Source organism: Roseibium sp. (assembly GCF_048260565.1).
Classification (GTDB): domain Bacteria; phylum Pseudomonadota; class Alphaproteobacteria; order Rhizobiales; family Stappiaceae; genus Roseibium.
In genome coordinates this window covers 254,368-273,038 of the sequence record NZ_JBLXGP010000002.1, presented here as the reverse complement: position 1 = coordinate 273,038, position 18,671 = coordinate 254,368, and the positions used below count along the sequence as shown (strand labels likewise).

Sequence of the window (18,671 nt, the reverse complement as noted above, 5' to 3'; positions counted from 1 at the left end):
GAGCCGGGGCCGGGGTGGCAGAAGTCTCGCGAATTCAACAGAGTTGAACAGGCAAAGACCTCGGCTCGCCGGTCCCGGGTCTCACTTACGTTCGCCCGGGATGACGAAATCGGGCTTTGTCATCCATCTCAGACCCAGATGTAGTTCCGGTGGTACCCCGCCACGGCGTCGAGGACAAGCCGGTCGCCCTTGCCAGCGGCGGGCCAGGCACCGGGAATGATGTCATGGTCGAGCTTGGCATCCTTCGTCCCGAAGCGGACAACCGCATCGCCGGAAAGCAGCTTTTCGTATTCGGCGATGGACAGGCGATAGCGCTCGTCGAGGGCCTTGGAAATTCCCATGGATTTCAGCCGCTCCGCGCCCTCCGGGCCGACGACACCGCTGAAGAACTCCGAGCAGCAGCCGGAGCCATAGGAAAACAGGCCGATGCGCTGCGGCTCCGTCAGGTCCACCGTGTCGATCGTGCCGGCCAGGGCGACGAAGACGGACCCGCCGGCGGTGTTGCCCACCCGCTTGCCATAGGCCAGGCTCGGGCCAAGGCGGGTTTCGAAATCCTCGGCGATCTCCGCCGGCTTTGCCTTGTAGAGCTTGCGCATCAGGTGCCGGTGCGCGCCCTTCACCATGCCGCCGAAGGGTGTGTGAAAACAAAGCTGGCTAAAGGTTTGACGGAAGTCGGCCCCATCTACCCGGCGAGCGTAATCGTCATAGGCGCCGGCGCAGCAATCCAGATAAGCCATCAGGGACAGATCCGCATCCCCCGCCTCGGTGTCGGGGCCCGGACGGCAGGTATCCATGACCTCGAAGGCATGGTTGCCGTAGGCGCCCGGATCGACCTGCAGGATATGCGGGGTGTCGGAGACGAGCATCGCCACCGCGCCGGCGCCGGAACTGGGTTCGGAATAGGCCCATTCCTGGACCGCGTTGGCGTCGGCCAGCGCAAACCTTGAGATATCGGTGGTCACCACCAGTGCCTTGCCGCCGGGCGATGTCTGCGACAGCACGAAATTCACCGCCATCTGCAGACCGGCCGAACCGGAATAACAGGCCTGCTTGATTTCGAACAGGCGGCAGTTCGACGGCAGGTCCAGATAGCGATGCAGATAGGTGCTGAGCGACTTGCCGAAGTCGATGCCGGATTCGGTACAGGTGACGACCATTTCGATGCGGCCGCGCTCCTCCGCCGTCAGGCTGTCAACCACGGGCTTTGCCGCGTTGACCGCGAAGGTAACCGGGTCCTCGTAGGGCAGTGCCACGGTCTTTTCCTGCATCAGCAGGTTTTCGAACCGGGGCATGTCCAGGCCGCGGTGATCGCAGAGCTCGCGCACATCCAGATAAGCCATGCCGCCGAAGACGTTCATGGCCTCGATACCGACGGGACGGTTCATGCAGCTCGCTCCACGCGCAGCGGCAGATGGCCGAGGCCGCGCGCATTCATCCGGTCGAGCCGCCATTCCGGCTTTCCGGCGAGCTCGATATTGGCGTATTTGTCCAGAACCGCGGAAAAGGCGATCTGGGCCTCAAGCCGGGCCAGCGGTGCGCCGATGCAGACATGCGCGCCGCCGCCGAAGGTGAACTGGGCGTTCGCGGGCCGGCCGATATCCAGCTCATCCGGCCGGTCGAACCGGGCAGGATCCCGGTTGATGGCGCCGATCAGGCCGATGACCGGAGACCCCTCGGGGATCAGCGTGCCCTCGACCTCGACGTCTTCCCGCGCGACGCGCAGGATCATGTTGCCGCCCGGCTCCACGCGCAGGAACTCCTCGATCGCGGTGCGCATCAGGTCAGGGTCTTTGCGCAGCCGGGCCATTTCCTCTGGGTTGCGCATCAGGAGCAGCATGCCGTTGCCGATCAGGGTGACGGTGGTTTCATGACCGGCGACCAGCATGGAGACCAGGTTGGTCAGGGTTTCTTCCTCGTCCAGCGTCCCGTCCTTGTAGGCCTGGATCGCAAGGCCCATGAGATTGTCTTCGTCCCGGTTCTTGCGGGCCGCAATCTGCTCGCGCAGGAACGCTTTGAATTCGTTCAAGGCCTCCAAGGCCTCGACCTTCTGCTCCGGCGTCATCAGGATGTCGCCGATCCGGATCAGAGACGCGCTCCAGCGAGCGATGGTCTCGTCCAGGCTTTCAGGGATGTCGAACAGCTTGCAAAGGACGCGCAGCGGCAGCGGCCCGGCAAAGGCCTCGATGAAATCGACCTCGCCTTTGTCCGGCATCGCCTTCAACAGGGCGGTGGCCTCCTCCTCGATCAGGGACACCATGGACGTCATCGCCTGGGCGCGGAAGGCCGGCTCATAGACCTTGCGCATGCGCCGGTGAATGTCGCCGTCATTGTTGATCATCTGCGGCTGGAATTCGCTGAAGAGGCGATAGCCGACCGGATCATGCGCGCGGTAGTCGTCGGTGTTCCAGCCGTTGGTCCAGTGGCGCGTGTCCCGGCCAAGCGCCGAGGATTTTGCCGCCTTCGAGAAGGCCTTGTGGCCGAGGATGAAATAGATCCCGTTGGACTTGTCCAGGTGCACAGGGCCCAGAGCCTGCAGGCGGCGCAATTCGGGATAGGGATTTTCAAGAAAGGTCCGGTCTGAGAGAATCGACCACCAGTCGATGTCGCCGCCGTTTTCGATCTGGACCTCGGACATCACTTACTCTTTTACCAGATTGATCTGAAAACCGGCCGGTTCAGGGTGGACAAGGACGACCGTTGGGTGAAGTGTTCCCCAAGTGCACGATACCGTCAAGGAACGAGACCCCGATCTCCAACAGAATGACCATAAAAGCCATCAGCGACCTTCACCTGGCAAGCGCGGCCAACCGCGACGCCCTGATCGAGCTTCCCGACTTCGGGGACGACTGGCTGATCGTTGCCGGCGACGTGGCCGAACGCTTCGAGCATATGCAGCTTGCTTTCGCGACGCTGACCCGGAAATTCGCCAAGGTGTTTTGGGTGCCGGGGAACCACGATCTCTGGGCGATCCCGGAGGAGAGAGGCGCCCCCGCACTCGCCGGTGAAGAACGCTACCAGGCGCTGGTACAATGCGCCCGCGACCACGGCATTCTCACCCCGGAAGACCCTTACGAAACCTGGACCGGACCCGGCGGACCCACTGTCGTTGCGCCGCTGTTCCTGCTTTATGACTACAGCTTCCGGCCCGATCACGTGAGCCGGGACGAGGTGGTGGCCTGGGCACGGGAGGAAGGAGCTGTCTGCGCCGACGAGATGTTCCTGAACCACGCGCCCTTTGAAAGCCGCGACCACTGGTGCGAGCGGCGATGCGAGGAAACGGAGCGGCGGCTCGCCGAGATTCCCGACGGTATGCCGACGATCCTGATCAACCATTTCCCGATGCGCAGCGACCTGATCCACATTCCGCGCGCGCCGCGTTTCACCCCCTGGTGCGGGACGCGGCGAACCGAGGACTGGCATCAGCGCTTCAACGCCCGGGTGGTGATTTCCGGCCATCTGCACACGCGCCGGACCGACTGGCGCGACGGCACGCGGTTCGAGGAAGTCTCTCTCGGCTACCTGCGCCAATGGGACCAGAGCTTGGGAATTGCCCCTTATCTGCGCGACATCCTGCCGGAAGAAGAAACCGTTCAGGAAGCGGCCAGTTCCAGAAGATAATCGAGGGGCGCCGGAACGGTGTCCACGGCGAGAGAGGCCGGCTGCGGATGGCGGATGGCGAGCGCCATCAGATGGTCCGCGCTCAGGCGATAGCGTTCGAAATGCCACCTTTCCGGGTCGTCGGCCAGGCTGTCGTCGAAATGGATGCGCAGGCTTTCCAGGTCGAAGGAAAACGCATCCAGCGGCTGGGACAGGCCCTTGCCGATGGCCTTCACATAGGCTTCCTTCAGGGTCCAGAAGGTCAGGAAGGTATCGATCTTCGAAGCGGTGGGTGCTGCGGCCAGTGTCTTTCGTTCCGGTTCGGCGAAGACCCGTTCGGCCAGCTTTTCCGTCGGCGCGTCGCGCTGCAGCCATTCCACGTCGACGCCGATGTCATGGTCGACGGTGAGCGCCACGGCGGCAAGCCCGCGCGTGTGGGAAATGTTCACCCGGACGCGGGGACCACCTGCGGGCGAGATCAGTTCCGGCTTGCCGTGGTCTTCCACCGAGAACCGCCAGCTTTGCGGTGCCTCGCCCAAACAGTAGCTGAGCAGACCCCGGCAGATCGCATGGGCGGCGATATAAACCTCCCGGTCGCGGTGGAAGTGAAACCGGTCTGCCCGTTCCAGTTCCTCGTCGATCAGAAGCGCTTCCAGCCCGGCCCAGTCCTCTTCGCCGATCCGGTCGAGGTTCAGCCACCACGCGGCGACACGGTCATGGCCGATCAGCGTCTTGCCGCCGCCCGCCGGCCCGTGCGACAAGAAGCCGGCGCTCGTCCGATCGCTGCTCAAGGTCCTGTTCATGCCTTCCGATTCCAAGTCTCTTCCCATCCTCTTCTGCTTCGCCGGGCAAGGATCACAGTATTACCATATGGCATCGGATCTCATGAGCGCCTATCCCGTCTTCCGGCAATGGATGGAGATTGGCGACAGGATCGTGCGAAATCTCCACGGTTTTTCGCCGCTCGAGGCAATCTATGCGGCGGATAAGTCCTTGAGCGATCCGTTCGACCGGCTGGAACAGTCCCATCCGTCCCTGTTCATGACCCAGTTCGCGCTCGCCAAGCTTCTGCAAGGCCAGGGCGTGAAGCCGGACGGGCTGCTCGGCGTCAGCCTCGGCGAATTCGTCGCCATGAGCGTTTCCGGCATGATCCCGTTCGAAACCGCCTTGAAAGCCGTCGCCGACCAGCCGGCGATCTTCCGCAAGACCTCGCCCGCCGGGGCGCTGATTGCAGCGCTTGCGCCTGTGAGCATCCGCGCGGAAAGCCCGCTCCTATCCGAGTTGACCGAAGTCGCCGGCACCAATGCGGAACGCCATTGCGTCCTTGCCTGCCTGGAGACGGATGCCGAACAGGTGATCTCGGAGCTGAGGCGGCTGGATGTAGCCTTCCAGCGGCTGCCGGTTCCGTTTGCGTTTCATTCGCGCTGGATCGAGCCGGCTAAAGAAACCTACCTCGAAGCAGTATCCGAACTATCCTTCGAAACGCCGTTCTGGCCGGTCTGGTCATCCTGCCTCGGCAAACCACTGGAGGCCACCAACGGCAATCTGCTCTGGCAAATCGTCCGCGAGCCGATGGAACTGCGAAAGACGTTTGCCGCGATCGAGGTCGGCGGCGGCGCGCGCTATCTGGACCTCAGCCCCACGGCCAGCCTGGCAGCGGTGCTGCGTCAGGAACTGTCGGAGCGTTCGCCGTCGGAGATCGTTCCGCTGCTCTCCCCGTTCGGTGGGAATCTCAAGCGGCTGGAGCAGATTTTTCAAAATTAGACGCGCCCGTCCTCACCGGATTACCGGATCAAGCGGGCGCGTCTTGCTTTCATCCGATCACGACTTCTGGGTCACGAAGCGGGTGTCGAGGTAGGCTTCGAGCGCCTCGGAACCACCTTCCGTGCCGTAGCCGGAATCCTTGACGCCGCCGAAGGGCACTTCGGGAAGCGCGAGGCCGAGGTGGTTGATGGTCAGCATGCCGGCCTGGACCCTCGAGCCGAGTGCCTGGGCGGTGTCGGTCGAGCCGGTGAAGGCGTAAGCGGCAAGCCCGAAGGGCAGCCGGTTGGCTTCGCCGATGGCATCATCCAGGGTGGAGAAGCGGTTGATCACGGCGAGCGGACCGAAGGGCTCCTCGTTCATGACACGGGCCTCGGTCGGCACGTCGGTCAGAACCGTGGGCTCGAAGAAATAACCCTGGTTGCCGATGCGGTTGCCGCCGGTGGTCAGCTTGCCGCCCCGGTCGACCGCGTCGTTGATCAGGCCTTCAAGAGCCGGGATGCGGCGCTCGTTGGCAAGCGGGCCCATGTCGACGCCGTCTTCCAGGCCGTTGCCGACCTTCACGGCCTTCGCCGCTTCGGTGAAGCCTTCCATGAACCTGTCGGCGATCGCGTCCTGCACCAGGAAACGGGTCGGCGACACGCAGACCTGGCCGGCGTTGCGGAACTTGTGGGTCGCCATCATCTTGACGGCCTTGTCCACGTCCGCATCGTCGAACACCATGACCGGCGCATGGCCGCCAAGCTCCATGGTGGCGCGCTTCATGTGCAGGCCGGCGAGCGCCGCCAGCTGCTTGCCGACCGGCGTGGAGCCGGTGAAGGTCACCTTGCGGATGACCGGATGCGGGATCAGGTATTCGGAGATTTCGGCAGGCACGCCGAAGACCAGGCCGACCACGCCGGCCGGAATGCCGGCATCGACGAAGCAGCGGATCAGTTCCGCCGGAGACGCGGGGGTTTCTTCCGGCGCCTTGACGATGATCGAACAGCCGGTCGCGACTGCGGCCGACAGCTTGCGGACGACCTGGTTGATCGGGAAGTTCCACGGGGTGAAGGCGGCCACCGGGCCGACGGGAACCTTGACCGTCATCTGCAGCACGCCGGGGGCGCGGGCCGGAATGACCTGACCGTAGGTGCGGCGGCCTTCCTCGGCGAACCAGTCGATGACGTCGGCGCCGGCGAGCACTTCCATCTTGGACTGGCCCAGCGGCTTGCCCTGTTCGCGCGTCATCATCCAGGCGATGTCGCCGGCGCGCTCGCGCAGCAGGTCGGCCGCCTTGCGCATCAGCCTGGAGCGATCGTAAGCGGAGGTCTGGCTCCAGACCGCAAAGCCTTTTTCAGCCGCCGCAAGGGCGCGGTCGAGATCCGGCTTGGTCGCGTGGGGGATCGTGCCGATCTCTTCCTCGGTGGCCGGATCGAGAACGGGAATGGTCTTGCCTTCGGCGGCATCGCACCATTCGCCGTCAATAAAAAGCTTAACGTCGGGATAGGACTGCATCTTGGAACAACCGTGTTTTGGAACGCGCGCCGCCGGACGGCAGCGCTTTTCATGAGATAAGAGCTTGCCGGCCGATTACGAAAACCGAATCCGGCGGCTGGCCGATATTACAGACTTCCGCCTGTGTAATAATCAACCCATCGAGCCTAACAGATTTTCGGACAGCGCATTGACAAAAGCGCAAGGCCGACACGGCCAGGCGCGCCTGAAGCCCCGTTCCCGGCCGGCGACAGCTGCCGCTTGCGGGTCGGGGCCCCCGGCCTCACGATACGGAAGGCCTGGCCTCGTTCAGCTGTTTTGCGACGATGTCGTGATTGAGCCAGATGACGGGTCCGGTCGGATCGGCCATTTCGCGGAAAATCAGCGTCCCCGTGGCCAGGACGACAAGCGCGCTCAGGTGGTCGGTGATGAGCGCGCCCCGGTCCTTGTGCATCTTGGTGATTTCCTGGGAGGCACTGATCACGATTTCGGCGAGATCCGGCGCGTTGGGCGCCGGCCAGCTGTCGAAGTCGCGGGTGCGTTCCATGACCTTGCTGTTGTTCAGGTCCTGGATCTTCTGCAGCACCGTGTCCAGCGGAACATCGTCATCGAGCAGGTTGCAGCAATGCTTCCATTGGGCATCGGCCCAGGCGCCGCCATCTTCCTTTTTCAGGGCGAGCAGCAGCGAGAACAGGGGCAGTTCGACGCCGACGAAAATGTCGGAGGAATTGGTGCGGATTTCCGGGCAGTTGAAGACGGAGGCCTTGATGCCCTTTTCCCAGCTGTCGGAGGCGATCTGTTCCAGCTTCTTCTTGGCATAGCCTTGCGTGTAGTTGGAATAGGTCTGCCATTTATAGGCATCGTTGATCAGGATTTCCGTGCCGTGATAGCCGTAGGCGGAATAATGCACGTGGTTGCCGCCCTGAACGATCCGGTCGCGGATTTCTTCCGTGCCCTCGATCAGGTGCTGAAACGTGTTGGCGGTGACTTCCTCGAAATTCTGCAGGATCAGCTTGCCGAGATCGCTGGCAATAAAGTCATCGGACGACAGGAAGCGGTCGCCGCGGCCCTTGTAGATGCGGTTTGCCAGCGCGAGGAAGATCTTCGCCTTGGGCACGCCGCCCGCCATGGTGTGGGCGAAGAACACGTTCCGGCCTTCGGGGATCATGTCCTTGAGCTGGGCAAAGGCCTGCGCCGCCGCAGACTTGAAACGATCCACGCCGATCTGCCGGCATTTTCCGAGATAGTCCCAGTCGAATTTCTCGTCGTACCAGGTGGCCATGGAAAGCTGGTTGATGACATCGCGCGGCGTGAGCCCGCCTTCCGGCGCGTCGAGATCGAAACCGGCCATCAGCGGAACGTTGATGATGCGCCCGCCCAGATGAGCCTCGGCTGCTTCCAGCTCCTCCGCGGTCAGCGGTCGAAGGCTGTTGTCCTCCGTGCGGCGCCCGACGGTGAAGCCGATGATGTCCATGCCCGCGGCGCGGGCTTCGTCCACAAGGCCGTTGGCGTATCCACGATCAAAAAGCTCGCCGAACAGAACAAAGACGTCTCCCTTTTTGAAAAGCCCTGCCCCGGGAAGATTTCTCAGTGAAACTCTTTGACCCATCATTGATTCCTTTAGAAGACCAATAGATGTCACCCCGGAGAAGAGAAAATCAATCGACAGATGATTTCATCAATCCCGGCCTGACACGTCTCATCCTTTATGTTCGGCTTGCCGGCTTCATTTCAGAAGTCTGTTTAATGCCGTCTGCCCACGGACGAAAAAGCTTCCGACGTGTATGCACAGTCACCGACCGCCGCAAGCTCTTTACCAATCAAAAATGATTGCAGGCTGAAACAGCCGGAGAGGCGGGACGTCCGCATCTGTCCTACGCCGGCGCAGGAAATGACGTGCGCTCTGATACATCGCGGCTTATCAAGGATTTATGACAAAGGGGCCGGGACGTGTGGCGGTTACTGGCTGCACACGACTTTCCCGAACAATCGGTACACCTTCTTGGGGATTCGGGTTATTCGTTTGCCGAACTCACAGGTTCAGCGATCTATTCCGTATCTGCCCGACCTCTCCCCAAATGCTCAATGCCCCGCATTCTCCCGAAACTCCCGCCAGATCCGGCGGCCGGACTGCTGCAGGGCATCCCGTTGCGTGCGCGTCGGCGCGCCGACTAGCTGGCCGTCCCATTTGCGGATCTTGCCGTCGATGAGGACCGTGTCCACGTTGATGACGCCGGCATGGAACAGGATTGCCGGGACGGGGTCGACGACCGGGAACATGTTGAGCTTGCCGCAGTCCAGCAGCACGATGTCGGCCTTCTTGCCTGGGGTCAGGGAGCCGATCCGGTGTTCCATCCCAAGCATGCGCGCGCCGTCGATGGTCGCCCATTGCAACGCCTCCCGGCTCGGCACGGTGATGCTGTCCGGGCAGGTGCCCTTTTCGGCCAGGGAGACGAGATTGTCGCAATGGCGCGCCGCCTGAAGAGCAACGCGGGTGACGGAGAACATGTCGCCGGTCATGGAGCTTTCGATGTCGGAGCCGAGCGAGATCCGGCCGCCCGCCTTGCGCAGCCGCGTGGTCAGCGGGTCGCCGAAGCCCATTTGCAGTTCCACCTCCGGGGTCAGCGTGAAGCTCACGCCCCGGTCCACCAACAGCTTCAAGAGGTCGTCGTTCAGGATATTGCCGTGAACGATGTTGATATGGGGCCCGAGCAGGTCCAGGTCTGCGAGCCGTTCGAAACCGTCCTGTGTCAGGAACTTGCCGCTGACATGCATGGAGGCGATCAGCCCCATGTCCTTCGCAAGCCGGAAATCGGCTTCGCACACCTCCCAGACGCTCATCTGCGGTCCGAGGATCGCCAGTCCCATGGTCACCAGGGCCTCGTCGTCGGACAGGCGTCCGTCCCGAAGGCGGCGGACTTCGGCGACGGGCATGGGCAGTTCGGAGAAATGCTTCTGCCCCGGCTTCGGATCGGGCTTGGGCGATCCGTGCAGGAAGACCGCGCGGATGCCTGAGGCTTCCAGGCCGTCGATCGCCGCATCTGTGTGGTCCGGCGTCGGGTTGTTGTGGCACCAGTCGGCCAGGGTCGTGGTGCCGGAGGAGATCTGGTTCAGGGCGCCGAAATGATTGGCGATGCGGATGTCGTCCGGCCGGAAATAGCCGGCCAGGCCCGCGTGCATGGCACGCAGGTATTCGGCAATCGTCCAGTCGGCGGCCACGCCCCGCAAGCCCGTCTGCCAGGTGTGGATATGCGCATTGACGAACCCCGGCATGGCGATCCGGTTCTCGCCGTCGATGACCCTGACCTCGTCAGACACGTCGATATGCGGGGCGATCTCCAGGATCCGATCGTCCTCGATCAGGATGGAGCCGGAGCTGAGATCTCCGATGGTTTCGTCCATGGTGACAAGGATCGCATCCCGGATCAGGGTTTTGGTCATGGGGCAACCTCACAAAAGAACAAGCGCGATCCCGGGAACCAGGATGAGCAGGATAATGAAAAGGATCATGGTGACGACGTAGGGCGCCACGCCGGCGAAAATGTCTCCCAGGCTGGCGAAGCCGTCGGGCAGCGATCCCTTGACGACGAAGACGGACAGGCCAAAGGGTGGCGTCAGCAATCCGACCTCCACGGCGATGATGCTGATGATGCCGAACCAGATCGGGTCGCCGCCGAAGGCGCTGACGACCGGCAGGGCGATGGGCAGCACGATCAGGAGGATGGAGACGGAATCGAGGATCATGCCGAGCAGGATCACCAGCACCATGTAGGCCAGGCAGAAGCCGATCAGCGACAGGTTGAGCGCGCTGATGAATTCGGTCATGGAATTGGGGATCGACGACAGGGCCAGCATGCGCGAGTACAGGCTGGCGGAGATGATCAGGAACAGGATGCTGGCGGTGATGAAGCCGGTTTCCAGCACCACGCTCTTTATCGTGTCCCAGGTCAGTCTGCGGCGCGCGGCGGCGATGACACAGGCGCCCAGAGCGCCGATGGCACCTGCCTCGGTCGGGCTGAAGACACCGCCGTAGATCCCGCCCATGACCAGCAGGATGAGGAAGAAGACCGGGGCAAGGTTCCGGCAGATTTCGCCGAAGGTCATGTGCTCGCCATTGAGACCGGGCCTCGGATTGCCGACGAATTTCGGAAAGAAGCTGACGAGCGCGATGTTCAGAAGGCAGAAGCACGCCGCAAGCAGGACGCCGGGCACGATGGCCGCGACGAACAGCGCCCCGACCGAGGCTTCGGCGATCAGGCCGTAGATGATCAGCAGAATGCTCGGCGGAATGAGCATGCCCAGAATGGAGGAGCCGGCGACGACGCCGACGGCGAAGCGCTTGCTGTAGCCCGCTTCCACCATGGGCGGCACGGCAATGCGGCTGAAGACGGCGGCCGAGGCAATGGACGATCCGGTGATGGCGGCAAAGACCGCATTGGCGGCAACCGTTGCATTGGCGAGGCCGCCGCGGATCCCGCTTAAGAGAAACACCGCCACCCGGAAGGCGTCCCGGCCGACGTCGGCCCGATCGAGCACGAGGCCCATCATGACGAACAGGGGCACGACGCCGAATTCGAAGGAGCGCACGGTGCCCGACGCCGCCAGTCCCATGGCGTTGTCGGCAATGGAAATGTTGCTGCGGATCGCCCAGATCGCGATGAAGGACATGGCGATCAGGGAAAAGGCGACCGGCATGCCGCAGGCCACCAGCGCGAACAGGCCGGCAAAGGCCAGAAAGCCCAGCTGGATGCGGGAGAGGTCGCCGTAGGCCATGGCCAGCAGAAACAGAATGCAGACAGCGATGAAAATCATCAGCCCGGCGAGGCCCTGTTCCCTCGTCTCGCCGCCGGCCAGCGATCTGTAGAGGCCCGCCGTGTTCATGGCGAGAACCCGGAAGGCTTCCGCGGCTGCAATGATCGCGCCCAGCGCGGTGACCAGCTTGAACGGCCAGAGCGGCATCTGGAAGGCGCCGACCGCGCCGGAATACTCGCCGTCCGCCCAAGCGGACCAGGCATCGTCGGCCAGCCAGGCGACGATGCGCGCCAGAAGCAGGAAAGCGATTGCGTAATAGATGGCCTTCGCACCCTCGGCGAGAACCGGCCGCCGCGCCTCCCATGCGCCCATGATGAAGTCGGTGGCGATCATCTTGCCGTTTCGGATCGCTGCGCCGAGCTGGCAGAAGATACAGGCGACGATGGAATAGGCGACGAATTCCGACACCCCGTTAAGCGGCAGGGACAGGAACTTCCGCGACAGCACGTCGACGAAGATGAACAGCATGAAGCTGGCGACGACGGTCGAGCCCACGGACGTGAAGCTCATGGACAGGGCGGCTAGCGCGTCGTCCGCCCTTTTCCAGGCGGAGTGCCCCTTGCCGGCGGCCTCGGTATTTTCATAGGTCATGGATCGTGAAACGCATCTGTCCGGAGAGCGGGTGGAGAAGTTTGCGTCCCCGTCCAAAGGAGACGGGGACGCGTTGCCTGCGTGCCGGCTAGATGTTGGCCGACCAGTCGCGCAACGGCTTGGCGCCCTGCGCCTGCACCGTTTCCATGAAGGCCTTCATGATCTCGCGCGCCGGAACGCCGTTTTTCTCCGTGGCCTCGACCCAGGCCTTGCCCAGATCCGGCATGCGGTCGACCCACTCCTGCTTCTGCTCCAGGGGCATGTCGGAGACATGCGCGCCTTCCTTTTCGAAGGCTTCGAAGACCTGCTTCTCGCGTTGCACGATCAGGTCGGCGTTCGCCTTGGAGTATTCGCCGCCGAGTTCCGCCAGCACCTGCTGCACGTCTTCGGGAAGCGAGGCGTAGGTATCGGCGTTGATGCCGAAGCCGCCGAAGGTCAGCGGACCGGTGTCGACCCGGGTGACATAGGGCGCGACCTCATGCAGCTTCAGAGGATAGGCGCCCGTGGAGATCAGCAGCACACCATCGCCCACGCCGGTCTGGACCTGGCTGTACATCTGCGGAATGCCGGTCGCGACCAGGGACGCGCCGAGCGGTTCGATCCAGGGCGCGAGCGACACGCCGCCGAGGATCTTCAAGCCTTCCAGATCGGACAGCTTTTCGATCGGCTTCTTGGTGTAAAGGCTGTAGCCGTCGGAGCAGCAGGAGCCGAAGAAACGGACGTCATACTTGGCCCATTCCGCCTTCATCGCCGGCTGTTCGGCGTTGAGCAGGTTCATTGTATTGATCGCCTGCGCCACCGTCTGGGTGACGAAGGGCGTCGAATACATGATGTTCTGCAGCGGCAGGCTCGCCGGCTCGAACAGGGAGCCGATCCAGCCCATGTCGGTGAGCTGTGTCGTCACCGCCTCGAGCGTTTGGTTGAAATTATAGAGCGTTCCTCCGAACGCTTCCGTCCAGTCGATCCGGTAGTCGGAGCCCCTCTCCTCCAGAAGCGCGTTCGACTTGTCGACAATGACCGTTTTCAACGGGCCGACCCACGGAATGATCAGCGGATGGCTGGATGCGATCGTCAGCGGAATGGTCTTTTGTGCAAACGCCCGGCTCCCTCCCAGAAGCGGCAGTGCGGTTGCCGAGATCATCGCCGTGACAGCGGTCCTTCGCGTAATCTTCATTTTCTGTTCCTCCCAGAATTTTAGACTTATTCCTCCGTAATTCTCGCGAGACCCTCCTTCCAAATTGGCTAGTCCAGAATGAGATCAACCAATCGACGCGTCAAGGCAGTTATGCCAATTCCTTTGCGGCCGACCTGACGCGCCGGTTCGTGTTTCCTTGCTTCAGTCGAAATTGTTCGGGCGGCCCTGGCGCACGTAGTCGACGACGGAGGCAATGCCCTGCTTGGTGTGGATCGCCTTCTTCTTGGCGACATGGCCGAACATCTGGATCCCGAAGCCGCCGTCGAGATCGTTGACGATGCGCTGTTTCCAGGGACGACGCACGATCTGAGTGGTCAGCCGGCGGGTGGTTCGCGGCTGGGTCATGATGTGATCGGCAATGGTGAAGGCCCGGTCGATCAGCTGGTCACGCGGCAGAACCTCGTTGACCATGCCCCATTCCAGCGCCTGCTGCGGGGTGATCGCCTGACCGGTCAGCAGAGCGTAAGCCGCCCGCTTCACGCCCAGGAGCTCCTGGAAACAATTATGAATGCCGTCCGCCGGACAGGAGCCGATGTCATAGTGCAGGTCGAAGATGGTGGCATCGTTCGCAGCCAGGGAAATGTCGCACATCAGCACGATTTCGGAATGGAAGCCCGGACCGTTCATGAGGCCGATGGTCGGGATCTCCAGATCGTTGATCAGCGAGCTGACATTGATGCGTCCATCCTTGTAGGCGTATTCATACGCCCAGTACTCCATGTCCTCTTCTTCCAGCGCAAAGCCGTTCGGATCGGAATCCATCATGAATTCCTCGCCGGAACCGGTCAGGATCATGATTTCGTTTTTCGGATCGGCGCCGACGACCTTGAGCATCTGCCCCAAGGCCCGGTGGTTTTCCACGCTGAGCTGGATCGGGCCGCCGAGCGTATGCGCCTCGACCAGCAGGACGCCGTCGTCGCGCCGGGTCATCTTGAAGAAGTCCTTGAAGGTCTCCTTGTATTCGTCGAAGTCGGGTGTGGATACGAACTGCTGAAGAGACACTGTTTCCTCCTGTCTTTTCTCACCTGTTGCCGCGAGCGGTCATTCCGGCTTTATGGTCATGCCCGCGGACTCGGCCTGCACCTGGAACAGGGACAGGAAGTCGTCGTCGCGGTGGCCGCGTCCGATGGCGTTCTGGATGAGCTGCATGACGCCCGCCCCGACGGGCATCGGCATCTCCTGTGCCCGTGCAATGGCAAGGCCGAGATCGAAATCCTTGCGCAGGAGTTCGGTCGTGAAGGTCGGGGTCCAGTCGAGCGACAGCATGTCGGGCGTGCGCTTGCGCACCCAGTCGCTGGCGAGCACCGTGTTGTTCAGGAATTCCAGAAATGCCGAGCGCGGCACGCCGGATTTTTCTGCCAAAGCCGTCACTTCGCTCAGGGACTGCACGATCATGCCGAGATAGAGGTTGTGGCAGATCTTGACGACGCGCGCCTGCTCGCCCTCCCCGACCCAGACCGAGGTCTTGCCGATGGCGTTCAGGTATGGCCGTGCAGCCTCATAGGTCGCCTTCGGGCCGGACGACATCAGGATCGACTGACCTTCGGCCACCACATGCGGATTGCCGCTGATCGGTGAGGCCAGGAATTCGACGCCCTTTTCATCGGTCAGGCGGCGCACCTCTGCCGAGGCCTCCGCACTGACGGAGGAACAGTCGACGATGATCCGCGGCAGCTTCGGCGCCGACAGCAACCCGCCCTCGCCGGCGACGACCTGTTCCAGATCCTTCGGCGTCGACACCATGATAAAGACAACGTCGGTCGCGGCCAGGTCGTGGATGGTGTCGGCAACCTTCGCCCCGGCTTTGGCCAGATCGTCGGTCTTGGAGCGTGTCCGGTTCCAGACCGTGACGTCATTGCCCGCCTGGAGCAGCCGGCCGGCCATCGCGGCGCCCATTCGTCCGGTGCCAAGCCAGCCAAGAGTGAGTTCGGAACTCATATCCGCCATTTCCTTTTCTGTTCCAATCGCTTGCCGGCTCAAACCGGCGCGTATTCGCCAGGTGCTGCGTCGACGACCGGTGCAGCGGGCGCTGCGCCCGTCCGGGACAACGCGGACCAGACCGCATCGATGATGTCCTGCGTGCCAAGCCCGTATTTCCTGAAGAGCGGCGGCGCGGTGCGTGCGCCTTCGGCAAAGGTGTCGCGCAGACCGATCCGCCGCAGCGGACAGCCGACACCGGCCTCCGCCATGACTTCCGCCACCGCCGATCCGAGCCCGCCGATGATCGAATGGTTCTCCGCCGTCACCACGAGTTTCGAGCGGCGCGCCACATCGAGAACGGTATCGTTATCAAGCGGCTTGACCACCGGCACGTTGACGACCCGGGTCGACACGCCGGCAGCATCGAGCGCCTCAGCCGCCGCGATGGCTGCCGACAGCATCATGCCGTTGGCAAGGATGGAGGCTTCGTCACCTTCCTTGATGATCTGGGCCCTGGTCATGGAGAATTCGTGGTCGTCATCGAAGATCACCGGGATCTCGCCACGCTTCAGGCGCAGGTAGACCGGGCCCGGGTGATCGACGATCGCCGGCAGCGCCTTGCGGATCTCGACCGCGTCCGCCACGTCGACGACGGTCATGTTGGGGATCGCCCGCATCAGCGCCACGTCCTCGATGGCCTGGTGGCTCGGCCCGCCCGGACTGGAGACGCCCGGCATGAAGCCGACGATGCGAACAGGAAGGTTCGGGTAGGCGACCGAGTTGACGATCTGGTCGAGCGGTCGGCGGGTCGAAAAGACGCCGAAGGAATGTACGAAGGGGATATGACCGCAGCGGGCGAGCGCGCCCGCCATGCTGACCATGTTGGCCTCGGCCATGCCGGCGTGAATGAACCGCTCCGGAAACATGTCCTGGAACAGGTCGATCTCGCACTGGCGGGTCAGGTCGCCGGTCAGACAGACGATTTCCTTGCGCTCGCGCGCCAGATCGACCAGCGCCTGGCCGTAGGGCTTCAACACCGTTGGATAGGGACGATTATGCAAGACGGGCCTCCAGTTCCGCGATGGCCGCCTCGGCGAGCTCTTCCGGCAGCTTGATGAAGTGTCCGTCCGCACCTTCGGGCAGGACCGACAGGCCGTGGACAGTGGAGGTCCGGCCGATAACGACCGCGGGCTTGCCGGCCTGAACCGCCTGGCCCAGCGCCCCGTCGACGGCGTCCACGTCGTGTCCGTCCACATCGAAGGCCGCCCAGCCGAAGCTTTCCCATTTCGCCGCGATCGGCTCGAGGGTGGTGATCGACGACACGGGGCCGTCCACCTGGCTGTCGTTGGCATCGAGAAGGACGGTCAGATTGTCGAGCTTGTTGTGGGCGGCAAAAAGAGCTGCCTCCCAGAGCTGCCCCTCCTCCAGTTCGCCGTCGCTGATGAGGACATAGACCCGGCTGTCGGTGTTGCCGGCCATTTTCAGCGCCAGAGCAAAGCCGCAGGCGCCCGACAGGCCCTGGCTCAGCGAGCCGCCGGTCAGGTCCACCGCCGGCGATTTTTCCGTGCCGATCGCTTCCAGACGCGAGCCGTCGTGGCCGTAGGTTTCCAGAAGCGCCTCGTCCAGATGGCCGATTTCGGCGGCTGCGGCGAAGGCCGCGATGATGTAGTGGCCCGGCGAAATCACGATCCTGTCGGTGTCCGGCCGGTAGTGGCGTGCATAAAGAGCCGCGAAGAGTTCGGCCGACGACAGCATCTGGCCGAGATATCCAAAACCGTGCGGCGCAACCATTTGAACCGCGCGCAAGCGCAGCCGGTCCGCGAATCGGCCGAGATCCCTGTTCGGAATCATGTTTTCCTCCCATTCAAAGTGGATTAGCCACTTTTCTTTTTTGATAATCGTCTCGCGCTTCCCCTGTCAATCGGCTTTCGATCCCGCATTGCGGTATTTGCGCTGGAATTGAGATTTATTCCGCTGATTTCAGCGCTTCTTGCGAATGGAAAATTTTACACATGAGGCTCTTACGGTTCAGCAACCGGGACTGACTGAAACACGAAATTTGGCTAGATCCATCTAATCGGACAAGCCAATTTCAATCGAACATGAGCGTTTCAGCAATCAGAGGATTTGAATCCGACCCAAAATCGGCCTCAAGTTGCACATCGAGGGCCTTACCTCTACGTAGATTCACTATGTGGACAGATACCACATAGTGAGAACGATACCGGCCAAGCCAGATTGACATTGAACGACAGCCGGCTATACCGGCATTAACAAGGGGCGAGGAGACGCCGAGGAAGTCGATGGCACGCACGAAGCTGCTTCAGGACAAGCACCTATGGAACGCCATACCGGAGATGGCCGCTGATCGCGAAAACGGGCATCCCCTGGCCGCGGAGGACCTTGCGTCCCAGATCCAGGATTTCATCATCGCGCAGAACCTGTCGGAAGGCGCGCGCCTGCCGTCGGAACGCGACCTTGCCAAGATGTTCGGCACCAGCCGGCCAACGGTGAGCCAGGCGATCCGGATCCTCGTGGTCAAGGGCCTGATCCAGTCCCGGCGCGGGTCAGGGTCCTATGTCACGCGGCGCCCCCAGGAGAGCCTCGCGGCCTCCGTCAACCTGATGCTGGATCTCGACCGGGATTCGGTCCACCACCTCAATGACCTGCGCCTGTGGCTTGAAACCATGGGGATTGTCGAGGCGGTGGAACGGGGCACGGACGAGGAGATCGCGGCCGGCGAAGCCGCACTTGAGTTGCTCAAGGAAAGCACCGGCGACATTTCGGCCTGGATGAGTGCCGACACCCAGTTTCACTCCACGCTCGTGCGCGCCTCGCACAATCCCTATCTGTCTTCGATTTTCGAAAGCGTTCACACCACGCTGATCGAGTACGAATACCGGGTCTGGGTCGACAAGGGCACGGTGCCGAAATGGCTGCGGAAGACCGAAGCCGCCGCCGTGACCGCGATCCACGAACCGATCCTGCTGGCCTTCAAGAACCGGGATGCCGAAGCCGGCAAGATCGCCGTCCTGCACCATCACTACGTCATGGCGCAGCACCTGATCGCCAGCCACGCGGAGTAATAGACTATAGCGAGAACCGACGGGTTATCTTGAACGGTTTCAACGAGTATTGGATCGTTTCCTTTAATGAGACCGGGGCAGGTGCACATGTCCGAAATTTGATGTTACCGTCCATGTCATCCGAAATTCGTCCGAAACGCTCATTTTCCAATGTCTGCCCCAATTTCTGTTTTTATTAATTGCTCCGTGACTGATCGCATTATTCGCCATTCAATCTTCCTTTTTGCAGCCGT

General features: G+C 62.3%; 15 protein-coding genes. 3 read left to right on the top strand and 12 right to left on the bottom strand.

The window, feature by feature from the left end; all coding sequences use genetic code 11:
• Positions 1-128: 128 nt before the first annotated feature.
• Positions 129-1,385 carry a hydroxymethylglutaryl-CoA synthase family protein gene (locus tag ACN0SO_RS05930; RefSeq protein WP_417675541.1) on the bottom strand — a complete coding sequence of 419 codons (1,257 nt, stop codon included), beginning with the start codon at positions 1,383-1,385 and terminating at the stop codon, positions 129-131.
• Complete coding sequence (locus ACN0SO_RS05925; RefSeq protein ID WP_417675539.1) at positions 1,382-2,635, bottom strand: cytochrome P450; 1,254 nt, start codon at positions 2,633-2,635, stop codon at positions 1,382-1,384. The genes ACN0SO_RS05930 and ACN0SO_RS05925 overlap by 4 nt, the downstream gene beginning before the upstream one ends.
• Before the next feature lie 125 nt (positions 2,636-2,760).
• Between ACN0SO_RS05925 and ACN0SO_RS05920 the strand changes: the two genes are divergently transcribed.
• The gene (locus ACN0SO_RS05920; RefSeq protein ID WP_417675537.1) at positions 2,761-3,618 is read left to right on the top strand and encodes a metallophosphoesterase family protein; all 858 of its coding nucleotides are present in this window, start codon (positions 2,761-2,763) and stop codon (positions 3,616-3,618) included.
• On the opposite strand, the gene ACN0SO_RS05915 is transcribed toward ACN0SO_RS05920, so the two are convergent.
• Positions 3,591-4,400, bottom strand: coding sequence for a 4'-phosphopantetheinyl transferase family protein (locus tag ACN0SO_RS05915; RefSeq protein WP_417675535.1), 810 nt, complete (start codon positions 4,398-4,400; stop codon positions 3,591-3,593). The genes ACN0SO_RS05920 and ACN0SO_RS05915 overlap by 28 nt on opposite strands.
• On the opposite strand from ACN0SO_RS05915, the gene ACN0SO_RS05910 reads away from it, so the two are divergent.
• Complete coding sequence (locus ACN0SO_RS05910; protein WP_417675533.1) at positions 4,399-5,361, top strand: acyltransferase domain-containing protein; 963 nt, start codon at positions 4,399-4,401, stop codon at positions 5,359-5,361. The genes ACN0SO_RS05915 and ACN0SO_RS05910 overlap by 2 nt on opposite strands.
• 57 nt (positions 5,362-5,418) lie before the next feature.
• On the opposite strand, the gene ACN0SO_RS05905 is transcribed toward ACN0SO_RS05910, so the two are convergent.
• The 9 genes from ACN0SO_RS05905 to ACN0SO_RS05865 all read right to left on the bottom strand — a co-directional run bounded on the left by ACN0SO_RS05905 (position 5,419) and on the right by ACN0SO_RS05865 (position 17,203).
• Positions 5,419-6,855 (bottom strand): NAD-dependent succinate-semialdehyde dehydrogenase, encoded by a 1,437-nt coding sequence (locus ACN0SO_RS05905; RefSeq protein ID WP_417675531.1) that lies wholly within the window; start codon positions 6,853-6,855, stop codon positions 5,419-5,421.
• 262 nt (positions 6,856-7,117) lie between these two features.
• Positions 7,118-8,443, bottom strand: a complete 1,326-nt coding sequence (locus tag ACN0SO_RS05900; RefSeq protein WP_417675529.1) for an enoyl ACP reductase FabMG family protein — start codon at positions 8,441-8,443, stop codon at positions 7,118-7,120.
• 473 nt (positions 8,444-8,916) lie between these two features.
• Positions 8,917-10,275 carry an amidohydrolase family protein gene (locus ACN0SO_RS05895; protein WP_417675527.1) on the bottom strand — a complete coding sequence of 453 codons (1,359 nt, stop codon included), beginning with the start codon at positions 10,273-10,275 and terminating at the stop codon, positions 8,917-8,919.
• Positions 10,276-10,284: 9 nt separating this feature from the next.
• Positions 10,285-12,237, bottom strand: coding sequence for a TRAP transporter large permease subunit (locus ACN0SO_RS05890; protein WP_417675525.1), 1,953 nt, complete (start codon positions 12,235-12,237; stop codon positions 10,285-10,287).
• A gap of 88 nt (positions 12,238-12,325) precedes the next feature.
• Positions 12,326-13,411, bottom strand: a complete 1,086-nt coding sequence (locus tag ACN0SO_RS05885; RefSeq protein ID WP_417675523.1) for a C4-dicarboxylate TRAP transporter substrate-binding protein — start codon at positions 13,409-13,411, stop codon at positions 12,326-12,328.
• Between the two features lie 162 nt (positions 13,412-13,573).
• Positions 13,574-14,434 carry an enoyl-CoA hydratase/isomerase family protein gene (locus ACN0SO_RS05880; RefSeq protein ID WP_417675521.1) on the bottom strand — a complete coding sequence of 287 codons (861 nt, stop codon included), beginning with the start codon at positions 14,432-14,434 and terminating at the stop codon, positions 13,574-13,576.
• A 39-nt stretch (positions 14,435-14,473) separates the two neighbouring features.
• Positions 14,474-15,379, bottom strand: coding sequence for an NAD(P)-dependent oxidoreductase (locus ACN0SO_RS05875; RefSeq protein WP_417675519.1), 906 nt, complete (start codon positions 15,377-15,379; stop codon positions 14,474-14,476).
• Between the two features lie 29 nt (positions 15,380-15,408).
• Positions 15,409-16,413: a transketolase family protein gene (locus ACN0SO_RS05870; RefSeq protein WP_417675517.1), complete on the bottom strand. Its 1,005-nt coding sequence runs from the start codon at positions 16,411-16,413 to the stop codon at positions 15,409-15,411.
• A complete protein-coding gene (locus ACN0SO_RS05865; RefSeq protein ID WP_417675515.1) occupies positions 16,406-17,203 on the bottom strand; it encodes a 1-deoxy-D-xylulose-5-phosphate synthase N-terminal domain-containing protein in 798 nt (265 codons plus the stop codon). The genes ACN0SO_RS05870 and ACN0SO_RS05865 overlap by 8 nt, the downstream gene beginning before the upstream one ends.
• Before the next feature lie 452 nt (positions 17,204-17,655).
• Between ACN0SO_RS05865 and ACN0SO_RS05860 the strand changes: the two genes are divergently transcribed.
• Entirely contained in the window at positions 17,656-18,438 is a 783-nt protein-coding gene (locus ACN0SO_RS05860) for a FadR/GntR family transcriptional regulator (protein ID WP_417675513.1), read from the top strand.
• Positions 18,439-18,671 lie beyond the last annotated feature (233 nt).